This window comes from Micromonospora narathiwatensis (assembly GCF_900089605.1).
In the GTDB taxonomy this organism is placed as follows: Bacteria; Actinomycetota; Actinomycetes; order Mycobacteriales; family Micromonosporaceae; genus Micromonospora; species Micromonospora narathiwatensis.
Map to the genome: position 1 here is coordinate 5,499,006 of NZ_LT594324.1, position 26,734 is coordinate 5,525,739.

The window sequence follows — 26,734 nt, forward strand, 5'->3', positions numbered from 1 at the left end:
GCGGAATAGGCTCAACTCTGGTTGTGTCGCTCCTAGTGGACACGCCGATCCGGGGGAGCCCATGAACACGGAACGCCTCACCACCAAGAGCCGCGAGAGCATCACGGGTGCCGTCGCGCTGGCGAACCAGCGCGGCCACGCCACCGTGGAGCCCTGGCACCTGCTGCTGTCGCTGCTGGACACCGAGGGTTCGACCGCCGCCGGCCTGCTGCGCGCCGTCGGGGCCGATCCCGCCGAGCTGCGCCGGGTCGCCCAGCGCTCGGTCGACGCCCTGCCCGCCGCGCACGGCTCCAGCCTCGCCGAGCCCACGCTGGCCCGCGAGTTCGTCAACGCCATCGGCGCCGCCGAGCAGATCGCCCGGCCGCTCGGCGACGAGTACACCTCGACGGAGCACCTGCTCGCCGGGCTGGCCCGGGTGGGCGGTGCGGTCTCCGTCGCGCTCAGGAACGCCGGCGCCACCGAGGAGAACCTGGTCGCCGCCTTCCCGACCGTACGGGGTGGGGACCGTCGGGTCACCACGGCCGACCCGGAGCAGACCTACCAGGCCCTCGCCAAGTACGGCGTGGACCTGACCGCCAGCGCCCGCGAGGGAAAGATCGACCCGGTCATCGGCCGGGATTCCGAGATCCGCCGAGTGATCCAGGTGCTGTCCCGGCGTACCAAGAACAACCCGGTGCTGATCGGTGAGCCGGGCGTCGGCAAGACCGCCATCGTCGAGGGCCTGGCCCAGCGGATCGTCGCCGGTGACGTGCCCGAGTCGCTGCGCGACAAGAAACTGGTCTCACTCGACCTCGGCGCGATGGTGGCCGGCGCGCAGTACCGCGGCCAGTTCGAGGAGCGGCTGAAGTCGGTGCTGGAGGAGATCAAGAACTCCAACGGCCAGGTCATCACCTTCCTCGACGAGTTGCACACCGTCGTGGGCGCCGGCAAGGGCGAGGGCTCGATGGACGCCGGCAACATGCTCAAGCCGATGCTGGCCCGTGGCGAACTGCGGATGGTCGGCGCGACCACGCTGGACGAATACCGCGAGCACATCGAGAAGGACCCGGCGCTGGAGCGCCGCTTCCAGCCGGTGCTGGTCGGCGAGCCGACCATCGAGGACACCATCGGCATCCTGCGCGGCCTCAAGGAGCGCTACGAGGTGCACCACGGCGTACGGATCACCGACGCCGCGCTGGTCGCCGCCGCCGCCCTCTCCGACCGCTACATCACCGACCGGTTCCTGCCGGACAAGGCGATCGACCTGGTCGACGAGTCCGCGTCCCGGCTCCGGATGGAGATCGACTCCCGTCCGGTCGAGGTGGACGAGATCGAGCGCGCCGTGCGCCGGCTGGAGATCGAGGAGATGGCGCTGGCCAAGGAGCCGGACGCCGCCTCCGCCGAGCGGCTGGAGCGGCTGCGCAAGGAGCTGGCCGACAAGCGCGAGCAGCTCACCGTGCTCTCCGAGCGCTGGCAACTGGAGAAGAGCCACATCACCAAGCTCTCCACCGCGAAGGAGGAGCTGGAGCGGCTCGGCGGCGAGGCCGAGCGGGCCGAGCGCGACGGCGAGCTGGAACGCGCCGCCGAGCTGCGGTACGGCCGGATCCCCGCGCTCAAGACCGAGCTGAAGCAGGCCGAGGAGGAGCTTTCCCGGCTCCAGGCCGACGGCGCGATGCTCAAGGAGGAGGTCGGCGCGGACGACATCGCCGCCGTGGTCGCCTCCTGGACCGGCATTCCCGCCGGCCGGTTGCTGGAGGGCGAGACGGCCAAGCTGCTCCGGATGGAGGAGTCGCTGGGGGCCCGCGTGGTCGGCCAGTCCGAGGCGGTCGCCGCGGTCTCCGACGCGGTCCGCCGCGCCCGGGCCGGCGTCGCCGACCCGGACCGCCCGACCGGCAGCTTCCTCTTCCTCGGACCGACCGGGGTCGGCAAGACCGAGCTGGCCAAGGCGCTCGCCGAGTTCCTCTTCGACGACGAGCGGGCCATGGTCCGCATCGACATGAGCGAGTACGGCGAGAAGCACTCCGTGGCCCGCCTGGTCGGCGCCCCGCCCGGCTACGTCGGCTACGAGGAGGGCGGCCAGCTCACCGAGGCGGTGCGCCGCCGGCCGTACTCGGTGGTGCTGCTGGACGAGGTGGAGAAGGCCCACCCGGACGTCTTCGACGTGCTGCTCCAGGTGCTCGACGACGGTCGGCTCACCGACGGTCAGGGCCGTACGGTGGACTTCCGCAACGCGATCCTGATCCTCACCTCGAACCTGGGCTCGTCGGTGATCAGCGAGCTGACGCTGACCGAGGAGGAGCGCCGGGAGGGCGTCCTCGCGGTGGTCCGGTCGCACTTCAAGCCGGAGTTCCTCAACCGCCTCGACGACATCGTGGTGTTCGCCGCCCTCCAGGGCGACGACCTGCGGGCCATCGTCGACATCCAGCTCGACCGGATGCGCAGGCGTCTCGCCGATCGTCGGTTGGCGCTGGTCATCACCGACGCGGCCCGGATGTGGCTCGCCGAGCACGGGTACGACCCGATCTACGGTGCCCGCCCGTTGCGACGGCTGGTGCAGTCGGCGATCGGCGACCAACTCGCCAAGGCCCTGCTCGCCGGCCAGATCCGGGACGGCGACACGGTGCGGGTGGACCTGGCCGACACCAAGGAGGCCCTCACCGTCACGGCAGGCTGACAGACTCCCGCCCACCCCGGCCGGATCCGCCTCGGCGGATCCGGCCGGTGCGTCTCGGGTACCGGCGCGGGCGCCGGTGGGGAAAGAATGGGGCATGGTGGGGATCGGGAAATGGGAACGCGAGTTGGACGCGAACGTCCGGGAGTTGGCCTCGGCGGACACGCTCGCCTTCGGCGGGGTGGGGATCGCGGGCACCCTGCTGCCGTCGACGGAGGCGTACCAGCAGGTGGAACGGGCGCTGGACGAACATCCGCCGGAGGCCCGGCAGCAGGTCGACTGGCTGCTTGAGCACGGCTCACCGGCCGGAAAGGCGTACGCCGCCGCGCTGCTGGACACCGTCGACCCGGCGGCCGGTCGGGTGGCCTGGAGCCGGTTGCGCGCCGATGACGGGGAACTCACCACGTTCACCGGCTGCCTGATGGACCAGACCACGCTCGGTGCGTACGCCGCGGAGCGGCTCGCCGACGGGTGATCCACTCGGTACGGAGGCCGATCCGATCGGCTCTGTCGGCGATGGCGGGCAGCCCGTACCTTGCCAGCCATGACCTCCCCCGCCGTCGCCGCCCGGCCCACAAGGCCCGCCGTCGTCACGGTCGCCTTCTGGTTGCAGATCGCGACCGTCGCCGTCCTGCTCGCCGTGGTCGGCCTCGTGGTCTTCGCGGCCGTGCGCTACAACGCCCAGATCGACGAGGCGCTGCGGCGGGTCCCGGACGCCGATCCGGTGGAGGTGTCGGACGAGCGCTCGGGCAACATCTTCGCGACGACCACCCTCGGTGTCCCCGCGCTGCTGCTGGCGGCCTGGCTCGCCGCCACCGCGTTGCCCCTGCGCAGTGGCAGCAATCCCGCCCGCATCCTGGTCTTCGTCGCCGCCGGGGCGCAACTGCTGCTCTGCCTCGCGCAGGGCTGCGGCGGCCTGCTGTTGATCCCGCTCATGCTGGCTTCCGGAATAGACGATTCCGGCTACGACCCCGCCCTCGACTCCGGGCCCGGCGGCGCCGACTGGGAGCAGTCGAGGTTTCTCGACGCCCTCTACGACCAGGGGGACCCGGAGGCGATCTTCGCGTTCGGCGGCATCGGCGTGGCGCTGGTGCTGGCGCTCACGTTGGCGGTCATGGTGCTGCTGTTGCTTCCCGATTCCGGCCGCTATTTCCGTCCCGCGTCGGCCGCCCTGCCACCGGTTCCGTACGGCTACTGGCCGGGCCACCCCGCAGCGGCCTACTACCCGTCGGGCTACCCCGCTGCCTACCCGTCGGGCTACCCCGCAGCGGGTTATCCACCGGCCGCCATGCCGTCCCCGCCGGGCTACCCGGTCTGCCCTGACCCGGGCCTGCACCTGGCCTACCCACCCGCCGGCCCGTGGGCACCCGCCCAGCAGGGCGGCCCGTGGGCACCCGCGCCGGGCGCCGGCCTGTCGGCCGCCATTCCGGACGCCGGCCCGTGGGCGGTCCCGCCGGGCGCCGGCCCGTCGGCACCCGCCCCGAATGCCAGCCCGTGGGCGGCCCCGCCGGGCGCCGGCCTGTCGGCACCCGCGCCTGGTGCCGGCCCGTCCGCGGTGCCGGCCGGGGACGACGTCGGCAAGCCGGCCGGGGCGGACGCCGGGGTGCCGGGCAGGGACGATGCCGCCCCGGACGCTGGCGGGCCGTCCGCCAACCCGGGTGGCGGTACGTCCATTGGCTGATCGTCGACTCAGCGGATGAGCTGTTTGGCGAGGTGGCCAGGGTTGTTAACGTCTCCGCCGACGCACGTGGGGAGGCGGTCGTGAACGGTTCGATGGCGTACCTGGTGGCGGCGCTGGGGTGCCCGGTCGGCGTGGCCGGCGTGGTGATCGCCGTGGTGGCGTTGCGTAAGGCCCGCTCCGGGCCACGCTCGCGCACCGCCGGTGCATCGCTCCGGGAACGGGACGCCGACGCCCTGGGCGGCGACCCGCGCCGGCTCAAGCCTGGCGACGTCGTGGAGATTCGCCAGGTCCCGTACACCATCCGCGGGTCGATTCACCTGGTCGAGGGCGGTTGGAGCTGGGCCGAGCACCTGCTCGACGACACGGGTGGGGTCAAGCGCTGGCTCTCCGTCCAGGAGGACCCGGACCTGGAGTTGGTGCTCTGGACCGGAGAGCCGTCGGCCACCGTCACCCCGGGCGCCCCCACTCTGGGCGTCGCCGGCCGCCAGTACACCTGGGACGAGTCCGGCCAGGCCCGCTACACCGCCACCGAGGGCACCGGCCTCGATCCGCGCGGCACCATGCGCTACCACGACTACCAGGCGCCCGGCGGGGCCCGGCTCTCCTTCGAGGCGTACGGGGAGACCGGCTGGGCGGTGGCGCTCGGTGAGAGGCTGCATCGCGCCGAGGTGTCGATCCACCCGCAGGGCGGCCCGGAGCAGGTGGCCTGAGCCGCGCGTATGCCCGCGCGGAGTGGCGCGGCCACTGACCGGACCGGCAGAGTGTCCACGTGTTGCGGGAACGGTGGCCCACCGGTGTCTCCTCCGTCGGAGCGCGCGGCGGTTCCGGCTCTCGTGCCGTGCTCACCTGGCCTGCGCTGGTTACGGTGGTCGTGTGATCTAGGGAAGGAGAATCATGGTCGATGCCTCGGGGACGCCGCCCCGCGCCCGCCCGGGCGTGGTGACGATGTCCAGTTGGTTGCTCATCCTCGTCGCCGCCATCCAGGTGGTGAGTCTGATCCTGACGTTGTCCACCATCGGCACGATTCGGGACGTGCTGCGGGACGCCTACCGGGGCACCGCCGCCGAGCAGGCGAGCGATTTCGCCTACGCGGTCGGCATCGCCGGGGCCGTGATTTCGCTGCTGCTCGCGATCGGGCTCGTCGTCCTCGCCTTGTTGAACAACCGGGGGAAGAACGGCGCCCGGATCACCACCTGGGTGCTGGGCGGCATCCTGTTGTGCTGCACCGGCGGCGGCCTGGCGAACACCGTGGGCGGCAGCCTGACCAGCGGCGGCTCGACCGGCGGCAACATGCCGAGCAGCCAGGAGATCCAGCGCCGGTTGGAGGACGCGCTGCCGTCCTGGTACCTCCCGCTCTCCACCGCGCTCAGCCTGCTGGCCCTGCTGGCCCTGCTGGCTGCCCTGATCCTGCTGGCCCTGCCCGCGTCGAACGAGTTCTTCCGCAAGCCGCAGCCGGCCTGGGAGCCCCCGGTGCCCGGTGGCACCTACCCCGGCTACCCGTCGGTGCCGGGCTACCCGCCGGCCCCGGGCTACCCGCCGGCCCCGGGCTACCCGCCGGCCCCGGGCTACCCGCCGGCCCCGGGCCAGCCGCCGGCTCCTGGCTATCCGCCGGCCACTGGTCAGCCGGGCCAGCCTGGTCAGCCGGGCCAGTTCGGCCAGCCGGACCAGCCGGGTCAGCCGGGGCCGTCGCCGGAGCCCGGCGAGCGCCGCGAACCCGAGGCACCCTCGGGAAGTTGACGCTCCGATAACAGCGACGCCGACGATCCCTCCGAGTAGGTTGCAAGCCGACGCCTACCGGAGGGATCTGTCGTGTCGTATCCCGTTCAGGCACCGTCCCGCCGCCCGGGGACGGTCGTCTCGGCAGCGGCGGTGCTGCTGCTGATGGCGGCCGGCGCCGTGGCGTACGCGGTCGCCAACCTGCTGGTCACGGGTGGCACGGTGGACCGGTTCCGCGCGGCGGCGCCCGGGACCGGAGCCAGCATCGGCGAGATCGACACAGTGGTGTCGCTGCTGCGAGCCTCCACCATGTTGGCGGCCGTGATCGGCGTACTCATGGCGCTGCTGCTCGTCGGGCTCACCCTCGGCCTGCTCTCCGGCCGGCCCGGCGCCCGCGTGGCCACCTGGGCCGTGTCCGGGCTGGGCCTGTTCTGCGGCTGCTGTGGCCTGGCGGTACTGGTCGGTCAGCGGGCTGCTCCGCTTCGCCTCGGTGCCGACGAGCAGGTCACCGCCGATCTGCTCGGCCTCGTCGGAGACGCGTACCCGGGCTGGTGGATCCCGTTGAACGCGGCCGTGTCGGTGGCGCAGGTCCTCGGGTATCTGGTGGCCGCCGTACTGCTGGCCCTCCCCGCAGCCGGTGCCTTCTTCCGTCGTACCGCCCCCGTCGCGCCGCCCGCCGGCCCGATGCCTCCGACGGGCCACATGCCCCCGACCGGGCAGACCAGCCCCGGAGCCGGCCCGGTCTACGGCCCGCCGTCCGCTTCCTCGGCGCCGCCGTCCTACGGCCCGCCGTCGGGTTCGATTCCGCCGGCATCCGGCCCGCCGTCGGGTTCGACTCCACAGTCCTACGGGTCCCCGTCGCCCTGGGCGCCGCCGCCCGGATCGCCGGGCAACCCTCCGCCCGCGTCGGCCCCGCCCGGACAGACCCCACCCCCCGAGGAGCGCGCGTGACCGACGAGTCCCACACCTCCCCGCGCCGCGCGTTGATCACCGGTGCCAGCCTCGGCATCGGCGAGGCGTTCGCCCGCCGGCTCGCCGCGGACGGGTGGGACCTGATTCTGGTGGCCCGGGACGCCGGCCGGCTCGACGCCACCGCCGCCCACCTGGCCGACCGGTACGACCGCCGGATGGAGACCATCTCCGCCGATCTGTCCACCGACGACGGCTGTTCGGTGGTCGAGCGCCGGCTCGCCGCCGAGCCGCCGGTCGAAATGCTGGTGAACAACGCCGGGAGCAGCCTCAACACCCCGTTCGTCCGGTCGGCCGTCGAGGACGAGGTCCAGCTGCTCCGGCTGAACGTGCAGGCGGTGCTGAGGTTGACCCATGCCGCGCTGGGCCCGATGGTCCGGCGAGGCAAGGGGGCAGTGATAAATGTCTCTTCCGTCGCCGGGTTCGGCGTGCCGATGCCGGGGTCGACGTACTCAGCCAGCAAGGCGTGGGTCACGAATTTCAGTGAATCGATCGGTCAGTCGGTGGCGCCGCTGGGCGTGCGGGTGATGGCGCTGTGCCCCGGCTACACCCGTACCGGCTACCACGAGCGGGCCGGCATCAACATGTCGCGCACGCCGGGCTGGATGTGGCTACGGGCCGACGACGTGGTCGACGAAGGGCTGCGTGACCTGCGAAAAGGCAAACTGGTCAGTGTGCCGAGCTGGAAGTACAAGTTGGCCGTGGCGGGCCTGCGGCACGCGCCGAGACGGCTGCTGCGCGGCGTCTCCCGGGACACCAGGGGGCGGGTCGCGCGCGGTGGCGACTGACCTCGGGGCGGTCGGGTGGGTGTCCTGGCGACGGGATCGGCACCCGTGACCCGGATGGACGGTCGCACAGCGTAGCCGGACATCGCCACCCTTCGGTCGCCCGCAGGGCTGACCCGGGAGGACCCGACAGACGCCTCCCAGAGTTGCGCAGTACCCTCTATCGCCATGGGGGACCACGACGACCTGCGTAAATTCATCACCGACCTGGCTGTGGTCCACGGGCGCGTGGTGCTCTCATCGGGCCGTGAGGCGGACTGGTACGTCGACCTGCGTCGCGTCACGCTCCATCACCGGGCGGCACCGTTGGTCGGACGGGTGATGTGTGATCTCACCGCCGATTGGGCATACGACGCGGTCGGTGGGCTGACCCTCGGGGCCGATCCCGTCGCGGTGGCGATGTTGCACGCTGCGGCCGAGACCGACCGGCCGCTGGACGCGTTCGTGGTCCGCAAGGCGGGCAAGGCGCACGGTCTCCAACGGCGTATCGAGGGGCCGGACGTGGCAGGTCGCCGGGTCCTGGCGGTTGAGGACACCTCGACCACCGGCGGCAGTGTGTTGGCCGCGGTCGAGGCGTTGCGTGAGGCCGGGGCCGAGGTGGTCGGGGTTGCGGTTATTGTTGATCGAGGCGCTGGCGACGCGGTACGAGCCGCCGGACTGCCGTATCGGGCGGCCTATACGTTGGCTGACCTCGGCCTTGTGGCGTAAAAGTTTGCCGATTCGGATTTGCTGATATGCAGGCGGATCGATGCTGCTGGTGGAAGGATGGAATACGTGGGAACTGCGTTGGCTGAAATGACCATGCCTCAGATCTCGCCGCTCGCCGGCGAGCCGATCGAACGTGCCGATGCCGAGCGGCTCGCGGGGGTGCTGAAGGCCCTTGCCGACCCTGCCCGGCTGCGGCTGCTCAGTCTGATCCAGTCGGCACCCGAGGGAGAGGCGTGCGTGTGTGACCTCACCGCACCGCTCGGCCTCTCCCAGCCGACGGTCAGTCACCACCTGCGTATCCTCACCGAGGCCGGCTTGCTGGAGCGGGAGAAGCGCGGTGTCTGGGCGTACTACCGGCTGGTGCCGACCGCGATCGCCACGATCGCGGATCTGCTCACCCCGCCGCGGAAGCGGGCCACCAAGAAGGCCCGCTGAAACCGGACGTTGCTGAGTCCGGGGTGGCCGCGTCAATAAGGCGCGGCAACTGGTGGCGTGCCAGGGGTGGCGCCACCATCCGACGGTGACGGCTGCCCGTCTCCGTACCACCCGCAGGTAGACAGGTTGTTGCCGATGGCCGGCCCCCACCAGGGGGCCGGCCATCGGCGCAGCCGTTCGATCAGCGGCGGTGCTGGCCGCGCTGGCCGTGCCGCGGGTCGTCGTCGTCCCCGACCTCGCGCCGGATCGCGTCGGCGGCGCCGGCCGCGCTGGCCGCGGCGACCACCGCGACCGCCTCGCCGCGCTTGCGTGCCCGCCGGTCGCGGAGGAACTCGAAGAAGATCGGCAGTACCGAGATCACGATGATCAGGGCGACCACCGGCAGGATGTACCGGTCGATCTTGTCGCCGATCGCGTTGTAGATCTGGTCGGCCAGCAGGTACCCGATCAGCAGGATGCCGTCCACCCAGAGGATCGCGCCGATCACGTTCCAGAGGAAGAACTGCCGGGCCGGCATGCCGAGCACGCCGGCGACCGGGTTGAGGAAGGTCCGCACGATCGGGATGAAGCGGGCCAGCACGACGGCCTTCGCCGGGCCGAACTTCTGGAAGTAGTACTCGGCCTTCTCCACGTACTCCCGCTTGAAGAGACGGGAGTTGGGCTTGTCGAACATCCGCCGGCCGTACCGGGCGCCGAACCAGTGCCCGAGCTGGGCGCCGGCGATCGCGCAGAGCGGTCCGCCGATCAGCAGCGCGATCAGGTTCAGCCGGGTGCCGGCACCGAAGATCGCGTCCGCCACCGGCGAGGCGGCCACCCCGGCCAGGAAGAGCAGCGAGTCGCCCGGGAAGAAGAAGCCGACCAGCAGGCCGGTCTCGGCGAAGAGGATCACCCAGACGCCGATCAACCCGAAAGTGTGGATCAGGTCCTTCGGATCGAGCGGGTTCAGGGCGATGCTCTCGGAGAACATCCGCGTCTTCTCTGCTGTGTCCACGGCCACAAAGGGTACCCAAGCCCGGTCCGGCATCGCGCCGGACCGGGCGTACCGGTCACAGCCGGGGGTCGACCGGCTCGGACTCGCAGGCGAGGACCGCGAAGACCAGCTCGTGCCGCCGCCAGAGCGGGGCGTCCTCGGCCAGGGCGTCCAGTGCGGCCAGGCCGAGGCCGTGCTCGCGCAGGGCCAGCCCGCGCTTGCGCCCCAGCGAGCGCCGGCGCAGCGCGGCGAGCTGACCCGGCTCGGTGTACCCGGGACCGTAGATGATCCGCAGGTACTCCCGGCCCCGGCACTTGATGCCCGGCTGGAGCAGCGCGCCCTTCGGCGAGCGGGCGGCGAGCCCGGCGTACGGCTTGACCACCATGCCCTCACCGCCGGTCGCGGTAAGCGCCAGCCACCAGTCGGTCGCCGCCGCCACCGCCGCCTCGTCGGACAGGTCGACCACCTGCCGGCGGGTCGGCGTGAAGAACTCCGGGTCCGCCGCGTAGAGCCGGTCGGCCAGGGCCAGGTGCCAGCCGTGGTCCCGGTCGGCGTAGCTGGCCCCGGCCCCGGCCAGCACGGCGAACGGCGCCAGCGTCACCCCGCGCAGCCCGTCGGTCGGCCCGACGTACGCCCGGTACGCCGCCGAGTACGCCTCGATCTCGGACGCCCGGTCGGCGAGCCGGCCGCGCAGCTCCCCGATCGGCAGTCCCCGGCCGGCGGCGGCGTCGAGCGTGGCGAGCGCCGCCGGCAGGGCGGCCCGGCCGGCGGCACCCACGCCGGCGTACTGCTCGCGGATCAGGCTGCCCGCCTTCGCCGACCAGGGGAGCAGCTCGCAGTCGAGCAGCAGCCAGTCGGTGCCCAGCTCGGCCCAGAGCCCGGCCGACGTGACCGCCGCGCGAACCCGGGCCAGCAGCTCGTCGTCGAGCGGCGGACCGAAGAACGGTCGGCCGGTACGGGTGTACGCCGCTCCGCCGGCGAACCGCCCCGGCTCCCGCTCCACCAGCACCACGGCCCGCGAGCCCATGTGCTTCTCCTCGCAGACCACCCGCTCGACACCGGCCGAGCGGTGGTCCGCGAACGCCTCCGCCGGGTGCTCCAGGAACCCGTCGACCGTCGACGTCGAGCAGGGCGCCATGGTCGGCGGCAGCCAGACCAGCCGATCCGGGTCGACCGCGTACCGGCTCATCACCTCCAGCGCGGCGGCGGCGTTCTCCGCCGGCACGGTCAGCGACCCGTACGCGTGGGTGAGGTGCCGCCGCCCGGTGACGTCGGCCAGGTCCAGCACGCTGTCCGGGCGGGCCGGCGCGGGCGGGACCAGCGGGCGGGCCGGGGCGTACCACTCCTTCGCCGCCGGGACGGAGACCAGCTCCTTCTCCGGGTACCGCAGCGCGGTGAGCCGGCCGCCGAAGACGCAGCCGGTGTCGATGCAGATGGTGTTGTTCACCCACTCCGGCTCCGGGGTGGGGGTGTGCCCATACACGACCATGGCCGAGCCCCGGTAGTCGCGCGCCCACGGGTAGCGCACCGGCAGGCCGTACTCGTCGGTCTCGCCGGTGGTCTCGCCGAACAGCGCGAAGGCGCGGACCCGGCCGGACGCCCGGCCCTGGTACGTCTCCTTCAGCCCGGCGTGCGCGACCACCAGCCGGCCGCCGTCCAGCACGTAGTGGCTGACCAGGCCGTCGACGAAGGTCGCCACGTCCGCGACGAACCCCGCCGGCTCCGACTCCAGCTGGGCCATCGTCTCGGCCAGGCCGTGGGTCAGCCGCACGTCCCGGCCGCGCAGCTTGCGCAGCAGCTTCTGCTCGTGGTTGCCCGGCACGCAGATCGCGTGGCCGGCCGCCACCATGCCCATCACCAGGCGGAGCACCCCGGGGGAGTCCGGGCCGCGGTCCACCAGGTCACCCACGAAGACCGGGGTACGCCCGGCGGGGTGCACCGCGTCCACCGGGCGGCCCGCGTCGTCGTGGGCCAGCGCGTAGCCCAGCCGGAGCAGCAGCGCCTCCAGTTCCTCCCGGCAGCCGTGCACGTCGCCGATGATGTCGAACGGCCCGGTCAGCTCGCGCCGGTCGTTGAACAGCTTCTCGTAGCGGATCTCGGCGGTGTCGATCTCCTCGACCCCGCGCAGTACGTGCACCTTGCGGAAGCCCTCCCGGGCCAGCCGCCCGTACGACTGCCGCAGGTCCCGCCGCATCCGGGTGAGCACCTGGCGGCCGTGCGTCCGGTCGGCCCGGCCCCGCGTACGCTCCCAGGCCAGCGCCTCCGGCACGTCCAGCACGATCGCCACCGGCAGCACGTCGTGCTCGCGGGCCACCCTCACCAGGGCGGCCCGGGCGTGCGGCTGGAGGTTGGTCGCGTCGACCACGGTGAGCCGGCCCCGGCGCAGCCGCAGCCCGGCGACGTGGTGCAGCGCGTCGAACGCGTCGCCGGAGGCGGACTGGTCGTTCTCGTCGTCGGCCACCATCCCCCGGAAGGTGTCCGAGGAGAGCACCTGGCTGGGCCGGAAGTGCCGCCGGGCGAAGGTGGACTTGCCGGAGCCGGAGACGCCGACCAGCGCCACCAGGGCCAGCTCGGGAATGTCCAGGATGGTCATGCGCCGGTCTCCTCCTTCCGGGTCAGCACGGCGAGCTGCGTGGGGTTGCCCAGCTCGGGGTCGTCGTCGCCGACCCCGACGATCGTGGCGGTGTAGCCGTGGGTCGCCGACACACGCTCGACCCAGGCGGCGAACTCGGCCCGGGTCCACTCGAACCGGTGGTCGGCGTGCCGGAACCGGCCCGCGCCCAGCCCCTCGTAGCGGACGTTGTACTCGGCGTTCGGGGTGGTCACCACGACCGTGCCGGCCCGGGCGTGCCCGAACACCGCGTCCTCCAGCGCCGGCAGGCGCGGCGGGTCGACGTGCTCGATCACCTCCATGAGCACCGCCGCGTCGTAGCCGCGCAGCCGGTCGTCCCGGTAGGTCAGCGCCGACTGCCACAGCCTGATCCGGTCCCGCTGCCGTTCCGGCAGCCGGTCCAGCCGTAGCCGCCGGGCGGCCAGGGTGAGCGCCTGACTCGACACGTCGGTGCCGACGATCTCGGTGAACCGCCGGTCGGCGACCAGCGCGGCGAGCAGCGCCCCGGCCCCGCAGCCCAGGTCCAGCACCCGGGACGCCCCGCTGTCGCGCAGCGCGGCCAGCACCGCCTCGCGCCGGCGTACGGCCAGTGAGGCGCGCTTCTGGTCCGCCTCCTCAGCCGGTTCCGCCGGGTTGACGCTGTCGTCGGCGGGTGCCTCGTCGGCCAGCCGCAGCTCGGCGAGGCGGGCCAGCGCCTCACCCGCGAGGGCCCGGCGGTGCGCCAGGTAGCGGCGGGTGATCAGGGACCGCTCGGGGTGCTCGGCCAGCCAGCCGGCACCGGCCCGGAGCAGCTTGTCCACCTCGTCCGGCGCCACCCAGTAGTGCTTGGCGTCGTCCAGCACGGGCAGCAGCACGTACAGGTGGTTGAGCGCGTCGGCGACCCGCAGCTCGCCGGTGAGCGTCAGGTCGACGTAGCGGCTGTCGCCCCACTCCGGGTACGTCTCGTCGAGCGGGATCGGGGTGGCGGTCACCGTCCAGCCGAGCGGGGCGAAGACCCGTACGGCCAGCTCGGCGCCGCCCCGGCAGCGCAGCACCGGCACCCGTACCTCCAGCGGGATCGGGGTGGCGGCCAGCTCCGGCCGGTCGCGGGACTCGCCGCGCAGCGCCGACCGGAACACCTTGGCGAGCGCGGAGGAGAGCAGGCTGGACGCGGCGTACGGGCGGTCGTTGACGTACCGGCCGAGGGTGAAGGCGTCCGGGGTGGGCACCTGCCTGCGACCCTGACCGCCGCCCAGCCTGAGCGGATCGATCTCGACCAGCAGGGCCGCCGTGCACCGCTGCTCGTCCGCCTCGGGGTAGAGCACGTGCGCGGTGCCCGCCGGCAGGTCGAAGCTCTGCACGCGGTCCGGGTGCTTGACGAGGAGGTGGCCGAGGTCGGTCGCGGGGCGGTGGGTCGTGGTCAGGGTCAGCAGCACGTTCTTGATGTTCTCAGGGGTGTCGATCTGGTTTCGGATCGTTCGGGATGTCCCGGGTAGGACGGTGCCCCGCCGACCGGGTGGTCGGCGGGGCGCCGTGGTTGCGCAGTGCGCCTGGGGTCAGGCGACGAAGCGCGTCTTGCGGCGGCGGGCCACCACGTAGCCGCCCACGCCGGCCGTGAGGAGCAGGGCGCCGACGCCGGCGATCAGGCCGGTGGAGCTACCGGTGATCGGCAGCGTGCCGCCGTCGCCGCCGTGGCCATCGCCACCGCCACCGCCACCGGCGTCGCCCTGGCCGCCCGCTGCGGTTACGACGATCTTGGCGAGGTCGTTGGCCGGGTTCAGGTCCTGCAATCCGTCGTCGTGCGCGTCGTTGTGGAGCAGCTGGACCTCGCCGGTGAGGGTGCCGGCCTTGTCGATACGCAGGGTGAACGGGAACTCGGCCTTCTTGCCGCGGCCCACCACTTCAGGCAGGTAGCAGGCGTAGACGGCAGCATCGGCCTTGCCGGCGGTGCACTGCTCCGGGGCCTTCGTCGCCGTGGTGCCCTCGGGCAGGGTGACCAGCACCACGGTGTAGCGGCCTTGCTCGCCACCGGCGTTGATCGCTGCCGGGCCGTTGTTGGTGAAGCCGACCGTGACCGGGATGCTCTCGCCGACCTCTCCGCGCACGGTGGCGCCGTCGGCCGCCACATCGGCCTGCTGGTCACCCTGCACGGTGAGCTGAATCCACGTCTCGTTGTTGGTCGGGTCGACGTCGGTCTGTTCCTTGAGCAGGCGGCTCATGGTGCGGGAGGGAGCCGACGACGTGAGCGTGAGGACACCGTCGTCGCCCCTGGTGCTCTCTCCGAGGCCGGGCATCTGGGCCCGGAACGCGTCCCAGTCGGCCGGGGTCATCCAGATGGCGGAGCCGTTGACCTTGTTCGGGGCCCAGGCGTCACCAGGGATGGCGAAGGCGAACGAGTCGTCCAGCTTTGCGCTGCCGCCCGCCGTCACTGTGCCGTCGAGCTTGCAGGCGTAGACGTTCGTGGCGAAACTGTTCGCGAAGTACTCGCAGTTCTGGTACCGCCTGGACGGGGCCAGCTCGTACGAGCCGTAGAAGAAGAGGACGGCTCCGTGGACGTGAGTCTGACCCTGGTTGCCCACCTCGAGCGCCGCCCGCACAGTGCTGCCCGGGCTGCCGTTCAGGTGAAGCAAGGGCTCGGCGGTCAGGTCGACGCCCTCGCCGACGGTGATGGTGGACTCGTAGCTGGCCGTCCCGGCGTTCTGCGTGGTGACCGTGTACTTCAGCGTGCCTTCCTGCCCCGCCTTGGCGGTCTCCCGAGGCAGCACGGGGAGGGTGAGCAGGCTGAGGCTCGGCTTCGGGTCGACCTTCTTCACGCAGGTGAGGACGGCGCCCTCCTCGCTGCAGGAGCCCTGACCCACCGGCATCCGCACCTCAGCGAAGCCGTCGACGTCGCTGCGATCCACCTTGACGGTGTAGTCGGTGAATGGCTCGTTCACCAGCGAGTACAGCGAGATCCACTTCTCCGGTCCGCCGGGGGCGACGATGACGGGGTTCGCATACAGCGAGAAGCCCTGGGCGCCCTTGACGTCGGCGATGCTGGGGGTGGGGTCAGCCGCGAAGGCGGGGGTGGCGGAGGCGGCGACGAACGCGCCTGCGACGCCCAACCCGGCGAGCCAGCGCCGGGCGGAGTTCCTGAGCATGTGGGGTCCTCCTGTGGGATGGATGCCGCGACGCCCCGCCGACCGGTGCCGGTCGACGGGGCGTCGGGTGGTGTCGTACCGATCAGGCGACGAACCGGGTCTTGCGACGGCGGGCGATCACGTAGCCGCCCGCGCCGGCCGCCAGCAGCAGGGCGCCGATGCCGGCGATCAGGCCGGTGGAGGAACCGGTGATCGGCAGCGTGCCGCCGTCACCGCCGTCACCGCCGCCCTGGCCGCCGTTGCCCTTGATGACCAGGGCAGCGGTGTCGTTGCGCGGGTTGAGGTCGGCCACCGGGCCGTGGCTCTCCAGGTCGAAGTGGATCAGCTTCACCGAGCCCGGCGCGGCGTCGACCTTGTCGATCCGCAGGCCGAACTCGAAGAGGGCCTTGTCGCCCTTGTGCAGGGTTTCGAACCACTCGCAGAAGTAGACCTTGGCGCCCGGCTTGCTCGGCCCGCCCTCGATGTCGTCGGAGCACTCGACCGGGGCGGTTACGACCGTGGCGCCGGCGGGGACGGAGACCTGCGCGATGGTCACGATCTCACCGCCCGGCGAGTACGAGTTGGTCATGGCCGGGCCGTTGTTCACGAAGCCGACCTTGGCCTGGACCGTCCGGCCCACGGTGCCCGGCAGTTCGGCGCCGATCGCGGCCACGTCGGCCCGCTGCTCGCCGGTCACCTCCACCTCGATGCCGGTGCCGTTGTTGGTGGTGTCCTTGTCGGTCTGCCGCAGTGCCTGCACCTGCGCGTTCGACGCGGGGACCAGCTTCAGCGGGGCACCGGTGCCCTGCTGCCAGCCGTCCACCTCCTTCAGCTCGGTCTCGATCTCCTCCCAGTCGCCCTTGGCGTACCACGACGCGAAGCCGAACAGCTGGCCCGGGGCCCAGGCGTCCGGGGCGATCCGCAGCCCGGACGAGCCGTCCAGCCGCATCCCGGTGCCCGGGGCGATGTCATCGTCGAAGGTGCACTGCGCGAAGTGCGACCCGAAGCCGTCGAGGTAGGAGCAGTTGCTGTGACGCTTGGCGGGGGCGAGGGCCTCCATGGTCGCCAGCAGGAGCACCGTGCCGTGGCTGGTCGTGTCGCCGATGTTCGCGACCGTGATCGGAGCCGCGATGGTGGTGCCCGGAGCGCCCGCCGCGGTGATGTCAGGCCCCGCCGCGAGGTCGACGCCCTCGCCGATCTCGACAGTTGCGCGGGTGGTCGCCTTCCGGCCGTCGCCGGCAAGGCTCAGTACGACATCGCCCTTCGCGCCGACCTCGGCCTTGTCGTCGGCCTTGACGGTCAGGTCGACGACGTAGTCGATGACGTTCTCGTCATCGAGGGCACAGGTGATGACCGCGCCGGCCTCCTTGCAGCCGGTCAGGCGGTCGGTCAGGGTGACCGAGGCGAAGCCCTGGACGGCGGTGCGGTCAATGGTGAGCGTCAGCTTCTTGGGCAGGGCCTCGGCGTAGGCGAGCAGGGTGACGTTCCGGGCCTCACCGCCAGGAGCCACGAGCGCGTTGTTCGCGTAGAGCAGCACGTCGTTCGCGGGCGGTGCGGCGGCGGCGGGGGTGGCGGAGGCGGCGACGAACGCGCCTGCGACGCCCAACCCGGCGAGCCAGCGCCGGGTGGAGTTGCTGAGCATGTTTTGGGTTCCTCCCGTGGGATTCAGGTGGAGCGCGTGCAGCTTAGAGAAGCCTTAAGCCGCTCCGCTGTCCCGGTTGCCTGGTCGGCGTGTCGAACCGGCTGAAAGGTTGATCATCTTTCGGACGACTTGGCGCAACGACGACGCCCCGCCGACCGGTGCCGGTCGACGGGGCGTCGGGTGGTGTCGTACCGATCAGGCGACGAACCGGGTCTTGCGACGGCGGGCGATCACGTAGCCGCCCGCGCCGGCCGCCAGCAGCAGGGCGCCGATGCCGGCGATCAGGCCGGTGGAGGAACCGGTGATCGGCAGGGTCCCGCCGTCACCGCCGCCCTGGCCGCCGTCGTTGCCGCCGCCAGCGGCGGGGTTCACCACGAGCTTCGCGGTGTCGTTGGCCGGCTTCAGGTCCCGGTAGAAACCGCCGTCGCACTGGCACGGGACGTTGATCTTGACGATCCCGGTCGCGTTCGCGATCACCTTGTCGATGCGGAGCGTGAAGTCACGGGTGGCGGTGTCGCCGGCCTTGAGGAAGGGGTCGAAGTAGCAGCGGTAGTGACGCGCCCCCGGCTCGCCCGGCTCGCCCCACTTGTCGCCGTTCACCGGCGCGCAGCTCTGCGGTACCTCCACCGCGGTCGTGCCCTTGGGCACGTCGAGCGCCATGTAGGTGATGGAACTGCCGGCCCGGTTGTAGTCGAGCGTCGCCGGGCCGTTGTTGCGGACCCCGACGGTCGCCTTCACCAGGTCACCGACCTTGCCGGTCAGCGTGGCGCCGAGCGCCTCGAGGTCGGTGCTGTTCTTGCCGGTGACCTTCACCGCGAGGTGGGACGAGTTGTTGTCCGGCTGGGTGTCCGCCTGGACCGCCTTGCTCATCTTGGCGCTGGCCTCGGCCAGGGTCAGCTCGCCGTCGGTGCCCGGCTTACCGATGGTCGCCTCGAAGTGGTTGATGTAGCGCTGGAAGTCCTCGAACTCGGCCGGGGTCATCCAGACGACTTCGCCGTACTTGAGACCAGGGGCGAAGCTGTCCGCACCGAGAACGTACGGAAGCGTCGCGCTGAAGGTGGTGCCGGCCGGCAGGTCCTCCTTGAACTGGCAGGTACGCAGCTCGTTGCCGACGTACGTGCAGTTGCTGAAGCGCTTGCCGGCGTTGAGGCCGTAGTCGTTGTAGAAGACGACGGTGGCACCCTTGGCGGTGGTGCCGCCCGCGTTGGTGACGCTGAGCGGCGCGGTGAAGCTCTTCCCGGGGGCCAGCGAGAGTTCGGTCGGTGCACCGGCGGCCAGGTCGACGCCCTCGCCGACCCGGACGGTCGACTCGTGCGCGATCGCGTCGATGCCGGCGGCGCTCACCGTCATCTTGAGCTTGCCGCTGTCGCCGTCCTTCGCCGTGTCGGTCGGGGTGAGCTGGACCGGGAAGATGCCGGCCAGACCCCACTCCTCGACACCGACCTCCCACATCGAGGTGCAGAGCAGCACGTGCTTCGACGGGCTGGTGCACTCGCCGATGGTGTCCTCGTAGGCCGTGACGTCGATCTTTCCAGCCAGGTCGCTGAAGTCGTACCGGACGGTGAGGTCGTGCAGCAGGACCGGGGCCGAGGCGTAGATGATGCCGTCTTCGACCTTGCCGGCGGTGCCGGTGGCGACCGTGCTGTCGTTGAAGTACCAGCCGAGCTTGACCTGCGACTTCTCGGCGAGAGCGGGGGTGGCGGAGGCGGCGACGAACGCGCCTGCGACGCCCAACCCGGCGAGCCAGCGCCGGGTGGAGTTGCTGAGCATGTTTTGGGTTCCTCCCGTGGGATTCAGGTGGAGCGCGTGCAGCTTAAAGAAGCCTTAAGCCGCTCCGCAGTCCCGGTTGCCTGGTCGGCGTGTCGAACCGGCTGAAAAGCTGATCGTCCGGTCGTGCAATCTTCGGTTGTCCCCAGCCCGTCAACAGGGCGGGACACCGGGAGGTGCAGTGACGTACGAGGAGTTCGCCGACGCACGGCTGGGCGCCCTGCTGCGGTACGCGGTCATGCTGACCGGGGATCCGCACCAGGCGCAGGACCTGGTGCAGGAGACCATGGTGCGGGTCCAGCTGAACTGGCGGCGGGTGGCCCGGAGCGACGTGCCGGAGCGGTACGTCCGCCGGATGCTCACCAACCAGTACGTCGACTGGCGGCGCGGCTCGTGGGCGCGGCGGGTGCTGCTCCGTGGTGAACCGGACGAGGTGCCCGTGCCGACCGACCACGCCCAGTCCGCGGTGGACCGGGACGAGCTGTGGTCCTGGCTGTCCCGGCTGCCCCGCCGACAGCGCGCCGCGTTGGTGCTCCGCTACTACGAGGACCTGCCCGACGCCGAGATCGCGGAGATTCTCGGCTGCGCCGTCGGCACGGTCCGCTCCTGCATCTCCCGGGCGCTGGCCACCCTGCGAGCCGAGTACATGGAGGTCTGCTGATGATCGAAAACGACCTGCGGGCCGCCTTCGCGCGGCTGGAGGCGCTGACCCCGCCCATCGGCCCGGTCCGCGTAGCCATCGAGCGGGCCGCGGTCCGCCGCCGGCGCCGCCGTTTCCGGCTCCGGCTCGGTGGTACGGCGCTGTTGCTGGTCGCCGCCGCCACGGCCGGCTTCACGGCGTTCGTGCCGCACCAGCCGGCACCCGCGACCCTGCTCGGTGAGCCGGCGCCGCCGACCCCGACCGGCGCGCTGAACGTGCTGCTGCTCGGTGTCGACTCGACGTCGACGCAGCGTCCCCCGCTGGCCGACTCGGTGCTGCTCGTGCACCTCCCGGCCGACCGCAGCCGGCCGTATCTGGTCTCGCTCCCGCGCGACCTGGAGGTCGCCATCCCCGGGCTGCACCGGGACAAGCTCAACGCGGCCTTCGCGTACGGTGCGGGCTACGACCCGCCCGACCAGAGCAAGGGCTACGACCTGACCCGTCGGGCGGTCGTCGACCTGATCGGCGTACCCGTCGACGCCGGCGCCGTGCTGACGTACCCGGTGCTGCGGAAGGTGACCGACGCGCTGGGCGGGGTGGAGGTCTGCCTGCCGCAGCAGATCAGGTCCTCGCACACCCGCCGGGCGTACCCGGCCGGCTGCCAGCGCCTCGACGGGTCCGCCTCCGTCGACCTGCTGCGACAGCGGCGAGGGCTGCCCGACGGAGGTCTGGACCGGGACCGTAACGCCCAGCGGTTCGCGGCCGGCCTGGTCCGCCGGGCCAGAGCGAAGGATGTGTTGGGCGACCCGGTGCAACTCTCCCGCATCGTCGCCGCGGTGGGCCCGGACCTGACCGTGGCCGGCGGATCGGTGCTGGACCTGCTGCGGGTCGTCCCGGAGTTGACCTCGGTCGAGCCGGTCGGGCTCAGCCTGCCGGTCGAGCTGACGGAGGGCTCCAACGGGCGGCTGCACGCGGATCCGAGGGCCGCCCCGGCCTTCCTGGCCGCGTTGCGGGAGGATCGGCTGGCCGAGTGGGCGGCGGCGCACCCGGACCGGGTCACCCCGATCCGCTGACCGGCGCGCCTGGCGTGGTCCGCCGGGCGGCGCCGACGCGGCACGGCCCCGGCGGTGTGCCGGCCGCCGGGTGTCAGCGGTAGTCGTCCTCGTTGGTGGCGACCACCCGGGCCTGTTCGATCGCGTCCCAGTCGTCGACCTCCAGGCCGCGGTGCGGCTCGCCCTCGCCGTCCTCGGGTTGGACCACCGCCGCCTGCTCGACGGCGTCGGCCGGTTCCGCCTCCAGGTCCCGTTCCTCCGGAGCGAGGTGGTCGCTCGGGGCGAAGTCCTCGTCGGGCTGACCCATCGTCCCTCCCTGGATCTCGGTACGGACGGTCACCACCACACCGTACGGGCTGGCTCCGGTCCCCGCTCGGTGCCGGGCCCAACGGCGTGGATCCCGGAGTCGGCGGATTGTCCCTCCCCGCGGGGTACCCGGTGCCAGGATGGTGGGGTGGGCTTCCTGATCCGACTGGCGATCACCGCGATCGCGCTGTGGATCACCACCCTGATCGTGCCCGGAGTGGAGGTGACCGGCCGCAACGCTACGGACACGGCGCTCACCCTGCTCGTGGTGGCGCTCATCTTCGGCGTGGTCAACGCGGTGCTCAAGCCGGTCATCAGGGTGCTCGGCTGCGTGTTCTACCTGCTCACCCTCGGTCTCTTCGCGCTCGTGGTCAACGCCCTGCTGTTCCTGCTCACCAACTGGATCGCCCAGGAACTGCACCAGCCGTTCCACGTCGACGGGTTCTGGGCCGCGTTCTGGGGGGCCATCGTGGTGGCCGTGGTGAGCTGGCTGATGAGCGTCGTGGTGCCGGATCGGCGGGAGGCGCGGTGAGCCCCGTTCCCGGGTCGGTTGTGCCCGTCGCCGCCTTCTACGGGATACTTCCCGCGGTGGACAGCGCGGTCCGGCGCACCAAGGAAGACAGCGGCCTGCACGGCCGAGAGCGGTAAGTAAGGAGCGTTCGACATGCCCATCGCTTCCCCCGAGGCTTACGCGGAGATGCTGGACCGGGCCAAGGCCGGCCGGTACGCGTACCCCGCGATCAACGTGACCTCCTCGCAGACGCTGAACGCGGCGCTCAAGGGCTTCGCCGACGCGGAGAGCGACGGCATCATCCAGGTCTCCACCGGTGGCGCGGAGTACCTGTCCGGACCGTCGGTCAAGGACATGGTCGCCGGTTCGGTCGCGTTCGCGAAGTACGCCCACGAGGTGGCGAAGAACTACCCGGTGAACATCGCGCTGCACACCGACCACTGCCCGAAGGACAAGCTGGACAAGTTCGTCCGGCCGCTGATGGCCATCTCCCAGGAGCGGGTGCAGCGCGGCGAGGAGCCGCTGTTCCAGTCGCACATGTGGGACGGCTCGGCCGTGCCGGTGGCGGAGAACCTGGAGATCGCCGAGCAGCTCCTCACCGAGGCCGCCAAGGGCAAGATCGTCCTTGAGATCGAGGTCGGCGTCGTGGGTGGCGAGGAGGACGGCGTCGAGAACGCCATCAACGAGAAGCTCTACACCACCGTCGAGGACGGCCTGGCCATGGTCGACGCGCTCGGCCTGGGCGAGAAGGGCCGCTACATGGCGGCGCTGACCTTCGGCAACGTGCACGGCGTCTACAAGCCGGGCAACGTCAAGCTCCGCCCCTCGGTGCTGCACGACATCCAGGTGGCGGTCGGCGCCAAGTACGGCAAGGAGAAGCCGCTCAGCCTGGTCTTCCACGGCGGTTCCGGCTCGCTGCTGTCGGAGATCCGCGAGGCGCTTGACTACGGCGTGGTGAAGATGAACATCGACACCGACACCCAGTACTGCTTCACCCGGCCGGTGGCGGACCACATGTTCCGCAACTACGACGGCGTGCTGAAGGTCGACGGCGAGGTCGGCAACAAGAAGATGTACGACCCGCGCGTCTGGGGCAAGGCCGCCGAGGCCGGCATGGCCGCCCGGGTCGTCGAGGCCTGCGAGGCCCTGCGCTCCACGGGCACCAAGATGAAGTGATGCCGAAGTGGAGGGGCCCCTTGTCGACAAGGGGCCCCTCCACCTCAGCGCCCGGTCAGCAGCCGGACCGCCTCGTGCACGTCGTCGGTCAGGTGCACGGTGCTCGACAGGTCGCCGAACGGGGACGCGGCCAGCAGCGGGCGCAGCAGCGACTCGACCGGCAGTTCCGTGGTCCAGTACGCCCGGTCCAGGAAGACGTACGCCCCGCTCGCGCCGTCCGTGCCGTAGTAGGTCTTGGTGGCCGCCTGGAACACCTCCTGCACGGTCCCGGCCCGGCCGGGCGCGAAGACGATCCCGCCCCGGGCCAGCCGGAGGATGGTGTCCTCCCGGATCGCGTTCGAGAAGTACTTGGCGATCCGCCCGGCGAAGAGGTTCGCCGGCTCGTGCCCGTACAGCCAGGTGGGGATGGCCAGCCCACCCGAGCGGGCCCACTCCGTGCCGGCCGCCGCCGGGCGCGGCGCGGGCAGCCCCGGCCCGGCCGAATACCGCTCGCGGATCCGCAGCGCCACCTCCGTGTAGCGGTCGTGGTCGGTGAAGTCGGGCGCGGTCGCGAGCAGGTCGATGGCCGCGGTCAGCTCCTCCGCCGGCCAGGCCGCGAGGAACGCGCCCAGGTTGGCCGCCTCCATCACGCCGGGCCCGCCGCCGGTCACCACCAGCCGTTCGGCCCGTGCCAGCTCCCAGCCCAGCACCGCCGCCATCCGGTACGCGACGCTGCCGCGCCCTACCGCGTGCCCGCCCATCACGCCCACCACGGACTGCGGCCCGTGCACCGCGAGCCAGGTCCGGGTGGCGTCGGCCAGTGCGTTGTCCACCCCGTGGTCGTGCAGCCGCTGGCCGAGCGCCTCCCGGACGTCCGGCAGCGCGCCGCCGTGCGCGCGGAAGTGCGCGTACACCCGGGTGTCGTACATCCCGGCGAACCCCGCCTCCGCGAAGCCCGCGGCCAGGTCGTCCGCGCTGTAGAGATGGGCCGGCTGGGTCGGGTAGGGCAGCCCGGAGAAGGGCGGGACCACGTTCGCGCCACGCCGGACCAGGTCCGCGCCGACCTCCCGGCCGGCGAACCGGCAGCCCACGAAGAGGGTCCCGGCCACCTCGACGCCGCGCAGGTCGGGGACCGGATCGAGGTCGAGGCGCAGGCCCTGCACGGTCAGGCCGGCGAGGCTCCCCTCGGCGAGCCGCCGGTCGAACGCGGCCCGGGTCTCGATCTCGTTGGTGCTGGTCTCGTGCGGCTCGATGACGTCCGCGGGAGGTGGGGTCGGCACGAGATCATCCTGCCCCGGCCCGGCAACCCGGCCAACCCGGCGGCCCGGACCCGGCCAACCCCGGCGGGACGGACAGGAGCCCGGCGGCCAGGCCACCGGGCTCCTGCGTAACCGGGTCCTGGGGAGGCTCCGGACCTGTAGTTGTAGTGGAAAAAATCGCCGCATGGCATGGGCCGCCGGTACCTGCACCGGCACCGCAGGCGTGACGAAACCCTCAGCCGTTCAGCCGACCGGCTCGCCGGACCCTCTCGCGTAGTCGGGCGCGAAGCGGGTTGAATGGGGCGATGCAGAACCTGTTGCCTGAGCCACCGGCCACCCTCCTGCCCGCGCACGAGGAGGCCGACGCCGCGCTGGACGCCGCCGCCGAGCAGGACACCGACGAGGCGTACGCCGAGGTCGCGGCCCGCTTCCCCAGCCACAGTGCGGCCTGGGCGGCACTCGGGGTCCGGGCGCTCGCCGTGGGCCAGGTCGTCCCGGCGTACGCGTACGCGCGTACCGGTTACCACCGGGGCCTGGACCAGCTGCGCCGCAGCGGCTGGAAGGGACACGGTCCGGTGCCCTGGTCGCACGAGCCCAACCGGGGTTTCCTCGGCTGCCTCTACGTGCTCTCCCGGGCCGCGGGCGAGATCGGCGAGGCGGACGAGGCGGCCCGCTGCGCCCAGTTCCTCCGCGACTGCGATCCGGCTGCCGCGGACGCCCTGGCCAGCCACTGACCCGCGTCGACGGCCGGTCCGGCCACCGGCTCGGGTCGGCCGTCGCCTCTCGGGTCCCTGCCGTCCCGGAGGGCCGGGGCTACAGCCCTTCGGCGACCGCGGCGGCGATCTTCAGCCACGCGTCCCGGGTCGCCGAGGAGAGCTGGGCGTACCGGATCGGCTCGCCGGTGTCGATGAGCCGCTCGTACGGCGCCAGCAGCACGGCTCGGGTCCGGGCCGCGAAGTGCTGCTGGATCGCCGGCAGGTCGATCTCCTTGCGCGACGGCGGCATCGACACCACCGTCACCGCCTGTCGGACCAGTCGCTGCCGGCCGCTCTGCTCCAGGTGGTCGAGCATCCGGGCGGCCGTCTCCGCCGAGTCGTTCCGTGCCGACATGGTGACCACGAGCTGGTCGGTGGCGTCCATCGCGGCCTGCCAGTTCTGGGCCCGGACGTTGTTCCCGGTGTCCACGAAGATCAGCTTGTAGAAGCGGCTGACCACCTCGCGGATCTCGGCGAACGCGGCGGCGGTGAGCATTTCCCCACCGGTCGCCGACTCGTCCGAGGCGAGCACGTCGAACATCCCCTCGCCCTGCGAGCGGACGTACTGCGACAGGTCCCCGATGCGGCCGTGCGGGCCCTGGAACTGCCCCAGGTCGCGCAGCATGTCCCGGACCGTACGGGAGTGGAAGTCCTGCTGGGCCCGCATGCCCAGGGTGCCCTGGGTCTCGTTGTTGTCCCAGGCCAGCACGTATCCGCCACGCTTCTGACCGAAGGTCATCGCGAGCAGCAGAATGGCGACGGTCTTGCCCGCGCCGCCCTTCGGGTTGACCACGGTCACCTGGCGCAGCCCGCCGAAGTTGCGCCGGACCATCTCGATGTCGCGCTTCAGGTCCTGCTCGTGCCGCCCGGGCGGGAGCCGGACCAGCCCCATCCGGTTCACCACCGCCCGGACACCCATGGTGGCCATCGGGTCGGCCGGTCTGGCCTGGCGACGGCGGGCGAAGTCCTCGGCCGTCGGAGTCGCCCCGCTCTCCGGGGTCCAGACCGGCTCCGGATACGCGGCGGCGGGTGCGGGCTGCCGCGCGGCAGGCGGGCCGGGCTGTGGCGGTGCGGGGGCACCCGGCTGCGGCCAGGCCGGCGGGTACCAGCCCGGCGGTGGGGTGGGCCCGCCCGCCTGCGGGTGCGCCGGGTACGCCGACGCCGACGGGTGCCCCGGCGGTCCGTACCCGACCGGTCCCGGCGGGTACGCCGTGCCGTCCCCGTACGGCGGCTGCCGCAGCGGTACGCCCGGCGCGGGCGGGAACGGCCCGAGCCGCGGCGGGCTCTGCGGCGATCCCCGGCCGCCCGTCGCCTCGACGGCACCCGCTGCCGGCAGGTCCGGCCCGCCCGGCACGGGGGCGGTCACCGGGACGTCCGGCCCGGGTGAGGCCGTACCGGCGGCCGGCGGCGTCACCGGACCGGCGGCGGCCTCCACCGGTGGCGATGCCGGCGTACGGCCGGACGGTTCGCTCGCCGGGTTGGTGAGCCGCTGCGGCGGCTGCGCCCACGGCGACTCGCTCCGGCCACCGCCCGTCGCGCCGTCACCAACCGGGCCGGACCCGTCCGCGGGAACGGCCGCCTCGGCCACCGTCTCGTCGGCCGTGGCCGGGATGGCCGCCCCGGCCGCCTCTCCGCCGGTCGTGGGCGGGATGGCGGCTCGGGACGAGGGCGGGGTCTGGCTGTCGGGGCCGGCCGGCGGCTGGTCGAGGGTGAACGGCAGGTCCAGGTCGACCGAGGGCTGCACCGTGCGGGCCACGGGTGTTCCGTTGCCGGCGTCCGGCGGAATCTGGTCCGGGGCCGGTTCGCCGGACGGATCGACCGGCTGCGGCGTCGGTGGCCTGGCGGTCGGCGTCGTCGCGGGCGGGGTGGGCCAGGCCGGTGCGGCCGGCTGGGGTGCCGCCCAGGGCGGGACGGCGGCGTCCGGGTCGGTCGGATCCGGCGGCCAGAGCGGTTCGATGTCCCGCTCGGGCACCTGCGGTTGGCCCCGTACGTGGGCCCGGTCGGCGTTCTCGTGCACCACGGTT

Annotated in this window: 23 protein-coding genes; 14 read left to right on the forward strand and 9 right to left on the reverse strand. The window is 72.4% G+C overall.

Annotation, left to right across the window (positions count from 1 at the left end; all coding sequences use genetic code 11):
* The first annotated feature begins 61 nt into the window (after positions 1 to 61).
* From clpB to GA0070621_RS24155, 9 genes are all read left to right on the forward strand, one after another.
* Entirely contained in the window at positions 62 to 2,653 is a 2,592-nt protein-coding gene (gene clpB, locus GA0070621_RS24115; RefSeq protein WP_091200032.1) for an ATP-dependent chaperone ClpB, read from the forward strand.
* A gap of 94 nt (positions 2,654 to 2,747) precedes the next feature.
* A complete protein-coding gene (locus tag GA0070621_RS24120) occupies positions 2,748 to 3,125 on the forward strand; it encodes a hypothetical protein (protein WP_091200034.1) in 378 nt (125 codons plus the stop codon).
* A 69-nt stretch (positions 3,126 to 3,194) separates the two neighbouring features.
* Complete coding sequence (locus GA0070621_RS24125; protein WP_091200036.1) at positions 3,195 to 4,331, forward strand: chromosomal replication initiator protein DnaA; 1,137 nt, start codon at positions 3,195 to 3,197, stop codon at positions 4,329 to 4,331.
* Between the two features lie 80 nt (positions 4,332 to 4,411).
* Positions 4,412 to 5,041, forward strand: coding sequence for a DUF4178 domain-containing protein (locus tag GA0070621_RS24130; RefSeq protein ID WP_091200038.1), 630 nt, complete (start codon positions 4,412 to 4,414; stop codon positions 5,039 to 5,041).
* Positions 5,042 to 5,225: 184 nt separating this feature from the next.
* A complete protein-coding gene (locus GA0070621_RS24135; RefSeq protein WP_091200041.1) occupies positions 5,226 to 6,068 on the forward strand; it encodes a hypothetical protein in 843 nt (280 codons plus the stop codon).
* Between the two features lie 72 nt (positions 6,069 to 6,140).
* The gene (locus tag GA0070621_RS31145) at positions 6,141 to 6,998 is read left to right on the forward strand and encodes a hypothetical protein (protein ID WP_167667276.1); all 858 of its coding nucleotides are present in this window, start codon (positions 6,141 to 6,143) and stop codon (positions 6,996 to 6,998) included.
* Positions 6,995 to 7,804: an SDR family NAD(P)-dependent oxidoreductase gene (locus GA0070621_RS24145; protein WP_091200043.1), complete on the forward strand. Its 810-nt coding sequence runs from the start codon at positions 6,995 to 6,997 to the stop codon at positions 7,802 to 7,804. The genes GA0070621_RS31145 and GA0070621_RS24145 overlap by 4 nt, the downstream gene beginning before the upstream one ends.
* Before the next feature lie 165 nt (positions 7,805 to 7,969).
* Positions 7,970 to 8,509, forward strand: coding sequence for an orotate phosphoribosyltransferase (gene pyrE / locus GA0070621_RS24150; RefSeq protein WP_091200045.1), 540 nt, complete (start codon positions 7,970 to 7,972; stop codon positions 8,507 to 8,509).
* A 57-nt stretch (positions 8,510 to 8,566) separates the two neighbouring features.
* A complete protein-coding gene (locus tag GA0070621_RS24155) occupies positions 8,567 to 8,944 on the forward strand; it encodes an ArsR/SmtB family transcription factor (RefSeq protein ID WP_007073957.1) in 378 nt (125 codons plus the stop codon).
* Between the two features lie 181 nt (positions 8,945 to 9,125).
* Here the strand turns inward: GA0070621_RS24155 and GA0070621_RS24160 are convergent, their stop codons facing one another.
* The 6 genes from GA0070621_RS24160 to GA0070621_RS24185 form a co-directional block, all read right to left on the reverse strand.
* Complete coding sequence (locus tag GA0070621_RS24160) at positions 9,126 to 9,911, reverse strand: DedA family protein (RefSeq protein WP_407940359.1); 786 nt, start codon at positions 9,909 to 9,911, stop codon at positions 9,126 to 9,128.
* A gap of 79 nt (positions 9,912 to 9,990) precedes the next feature.
* Positions 9,991 to 12,507, reverse strand: a complete 2,517-nt coding sequence (locus GA0070621_RS24165; protein ID WP_091200049.1) for a polynucleotide kinase-phosphatase — start codon at positions 12,505 to 12,507, stop codon at positions 9,991 to 9,993.
* The gene (locus GA0070621_RS24170; protein ID WP_091200051.1) at positions 12,504 to 13,940 is read right to left on the reverse strand and encodes a 3' terminal RNA ribose 2'-O-methyltransferase Hen1; all 1,437 of its coding nucleotides are present in this window, start codon (positions 13,938 to 13,940) and stop codon (positions 12,504 to 12,506) included. Before GA0070621_RS24170 ends, GA0070621_RS24165 begins: the two co-directional genes overlap by 4 nt.
* A 120-nt stretch (positions 13,941 to 14,060) precedes the next feature.
* The gene (locus GA0070621_RS24175; protein WP_091200053.1) at positions 14,061 to 15,644 is read right to left on the reverse strand and encodes an LPXTG cell wall anchor domain-containing protein; all 1,584 of its coding nucleotides are present in this window, start codon (positions 15,642 to 15,644) and stop codon (positions 14,061 to 14,063) included.
* Between the two features lie 82 nt (positions 15,645 to 15,726).
* Complete coding sequence (locus tag GA0070621_RS24180) at positions 15,727 to 17,265, reverse strand: LPXTG cell wall anchor domain-containing protein (RefSeq protein ID WP_091200054.1); 1,539 nt, start codon at positions 17,263 to 17,265, stop codon at positions 15,727 to 15,729.
* Positions 17,266 to 17,460: 195 nt separating this feature from the next.
* Positions 17,461 to 19,035 carry an LPXTG cell wall anchor domain-containing protein gene (locus tag GA0070621_RS24185; RefSeq protein WP_091200056.1) on the reverse strand — a complete coding sequence of 525 codons (1,575 nt, stop codon included), beginning with the start codon at positions 19,033 to 19,035 and terminating at the stop codon, positions 17,461 to 17,463.
* A 178-nt stretch (positions 19,036 to 19,213) separates the two neighbouring features.
* Between GA0070621_RS24185 and GA0070621_RS24190 the strand changes: the two genes are divergently transcribed.
* Together GA0070621_RS24190 and GA0070621_RS24195 are read left to right on the forward strand one after the other, a co-directional pair.
* On the forward strand, positions 19,214 to 19,693 hold the full coding sequence (locus GA0070621_RS24190; protein ID WP_091200058.1) for a SigE family RNA polymerase sigma factor: 480 nt from the start codon (positions 19,214 to 19,216) through the stop codon (positions 19,691 to 19,693).
* Entirely contained in the window at positions 19,693 to 20,745 is a 1,053-nt protein-coding gene (locus GA0070621_RS24195) for an LCP family protein (protein ID WP_091200060.1), read from the forward strand. Before GA0070621_RS24190 ends, GA0070621_RS24195 begins: the two co-directional genes overlap by 1 nt.
* Before the next feature lie 73 nt (positions 20,746 to 20,818).
* On the opposite strand, the gene GA0070621_RS24200 is transcribed toward GA0070621_RS24195, so the two are convergent.
* The gene (locus GA0070621_RS24200; RefSeq protein ID WP_091202796.1) at positions 20,819 to 21,031 is read right to left on the reverse strand and encodes a hypothetical protein; all 213 of its coding nucleotides are present in this window, start codon (positions 21,029 to 21,031) and stop codon (positions 20,819 to 20,821) included.
* A 147-nt stretch (positions 21,032 to 21,178) separates the two neighbouring features.
* On the opposite strand from GA0070621_RS24200, the gene GA0070621_RS24205 reads away from it, so the two are divergent.
* Both GA0070621_RS24205 and fbaA read left to right on the forward strand, forming a co-directional pair.
* Entirely contained in the window at positions 21,179 to 21,562 is a 384-nt protein-coding gene (locus GA0070621_RS24205) for a phage holin family protein (RefSeq protein ID WP_091200062.1), read from the forward strand.
* Positions 21,563 to 21,694: 132 nt separating this feature from the next.
* Positions 21,695 to 22,717, forward strand: a complete 1,023-nt coding sequence (gene fbaA, locus GA0070621_RS24210) for a class II fructose-bisphosphate aldolase (RefSeq protein WP_091200064.1) — start codon at positions 21,695 to 21,697, stop codon at positions 22,715 to 22,717.
* A gap of 44 nt (positions 22,718 to 22,761) precedes the next feature.
* On the opposite strand, the gene GA0070621_RS24215 is transcribed toward fbaA, so the two are convergent.
* Positions 22,762 to 23,976 carry a hypothetical protein gene (locus GA0070621_RS24215; RefSeq protein WP_091200066.1) on the reverse strand — a complete coding sequence of 405 codons (1,215 nt, stop codon included), beginning with the start codon at positions 23,974 to 23,976 and terminating at the stop codon, positions 22,762 to 22,764.
* Positions 23,977 to 24,260: 284 nt separating this feature from the next.
* Between GA0070621_RS24215 and GA0070621_RS24220 the strand changes: the two genes are divergently transcribed.
* A complete protein-coding gene (locus GA0070621_RS24220) occupies positions 24,261 to 24,689 on the forward strand; it encodes a DUF3151 domain-containing protein (RefSeq protein WP_091200068.1) in 429 nt (142 codons plus the stop codon).
* Between the two features lie 79 nt (positions 24,690 to 24,768).
* Here GA0070621_RS24220 and GA0070621_RS24225 read toward each other — a convergent pair whose 3' ends face one another.
* Complete coding sequence (locus GA0070621_RS24225) at positions 24,769 to 26,730, reverse strand: chromosome partitioning protein (protein ID WP_091200070.1); 1,962 nt, start codon at positions 26,728 to 26,730, stop codon at positions 24,769 to 24,771.
* Positions 26,731 to 26,734 lie beyond the last annotated feature (4 nt).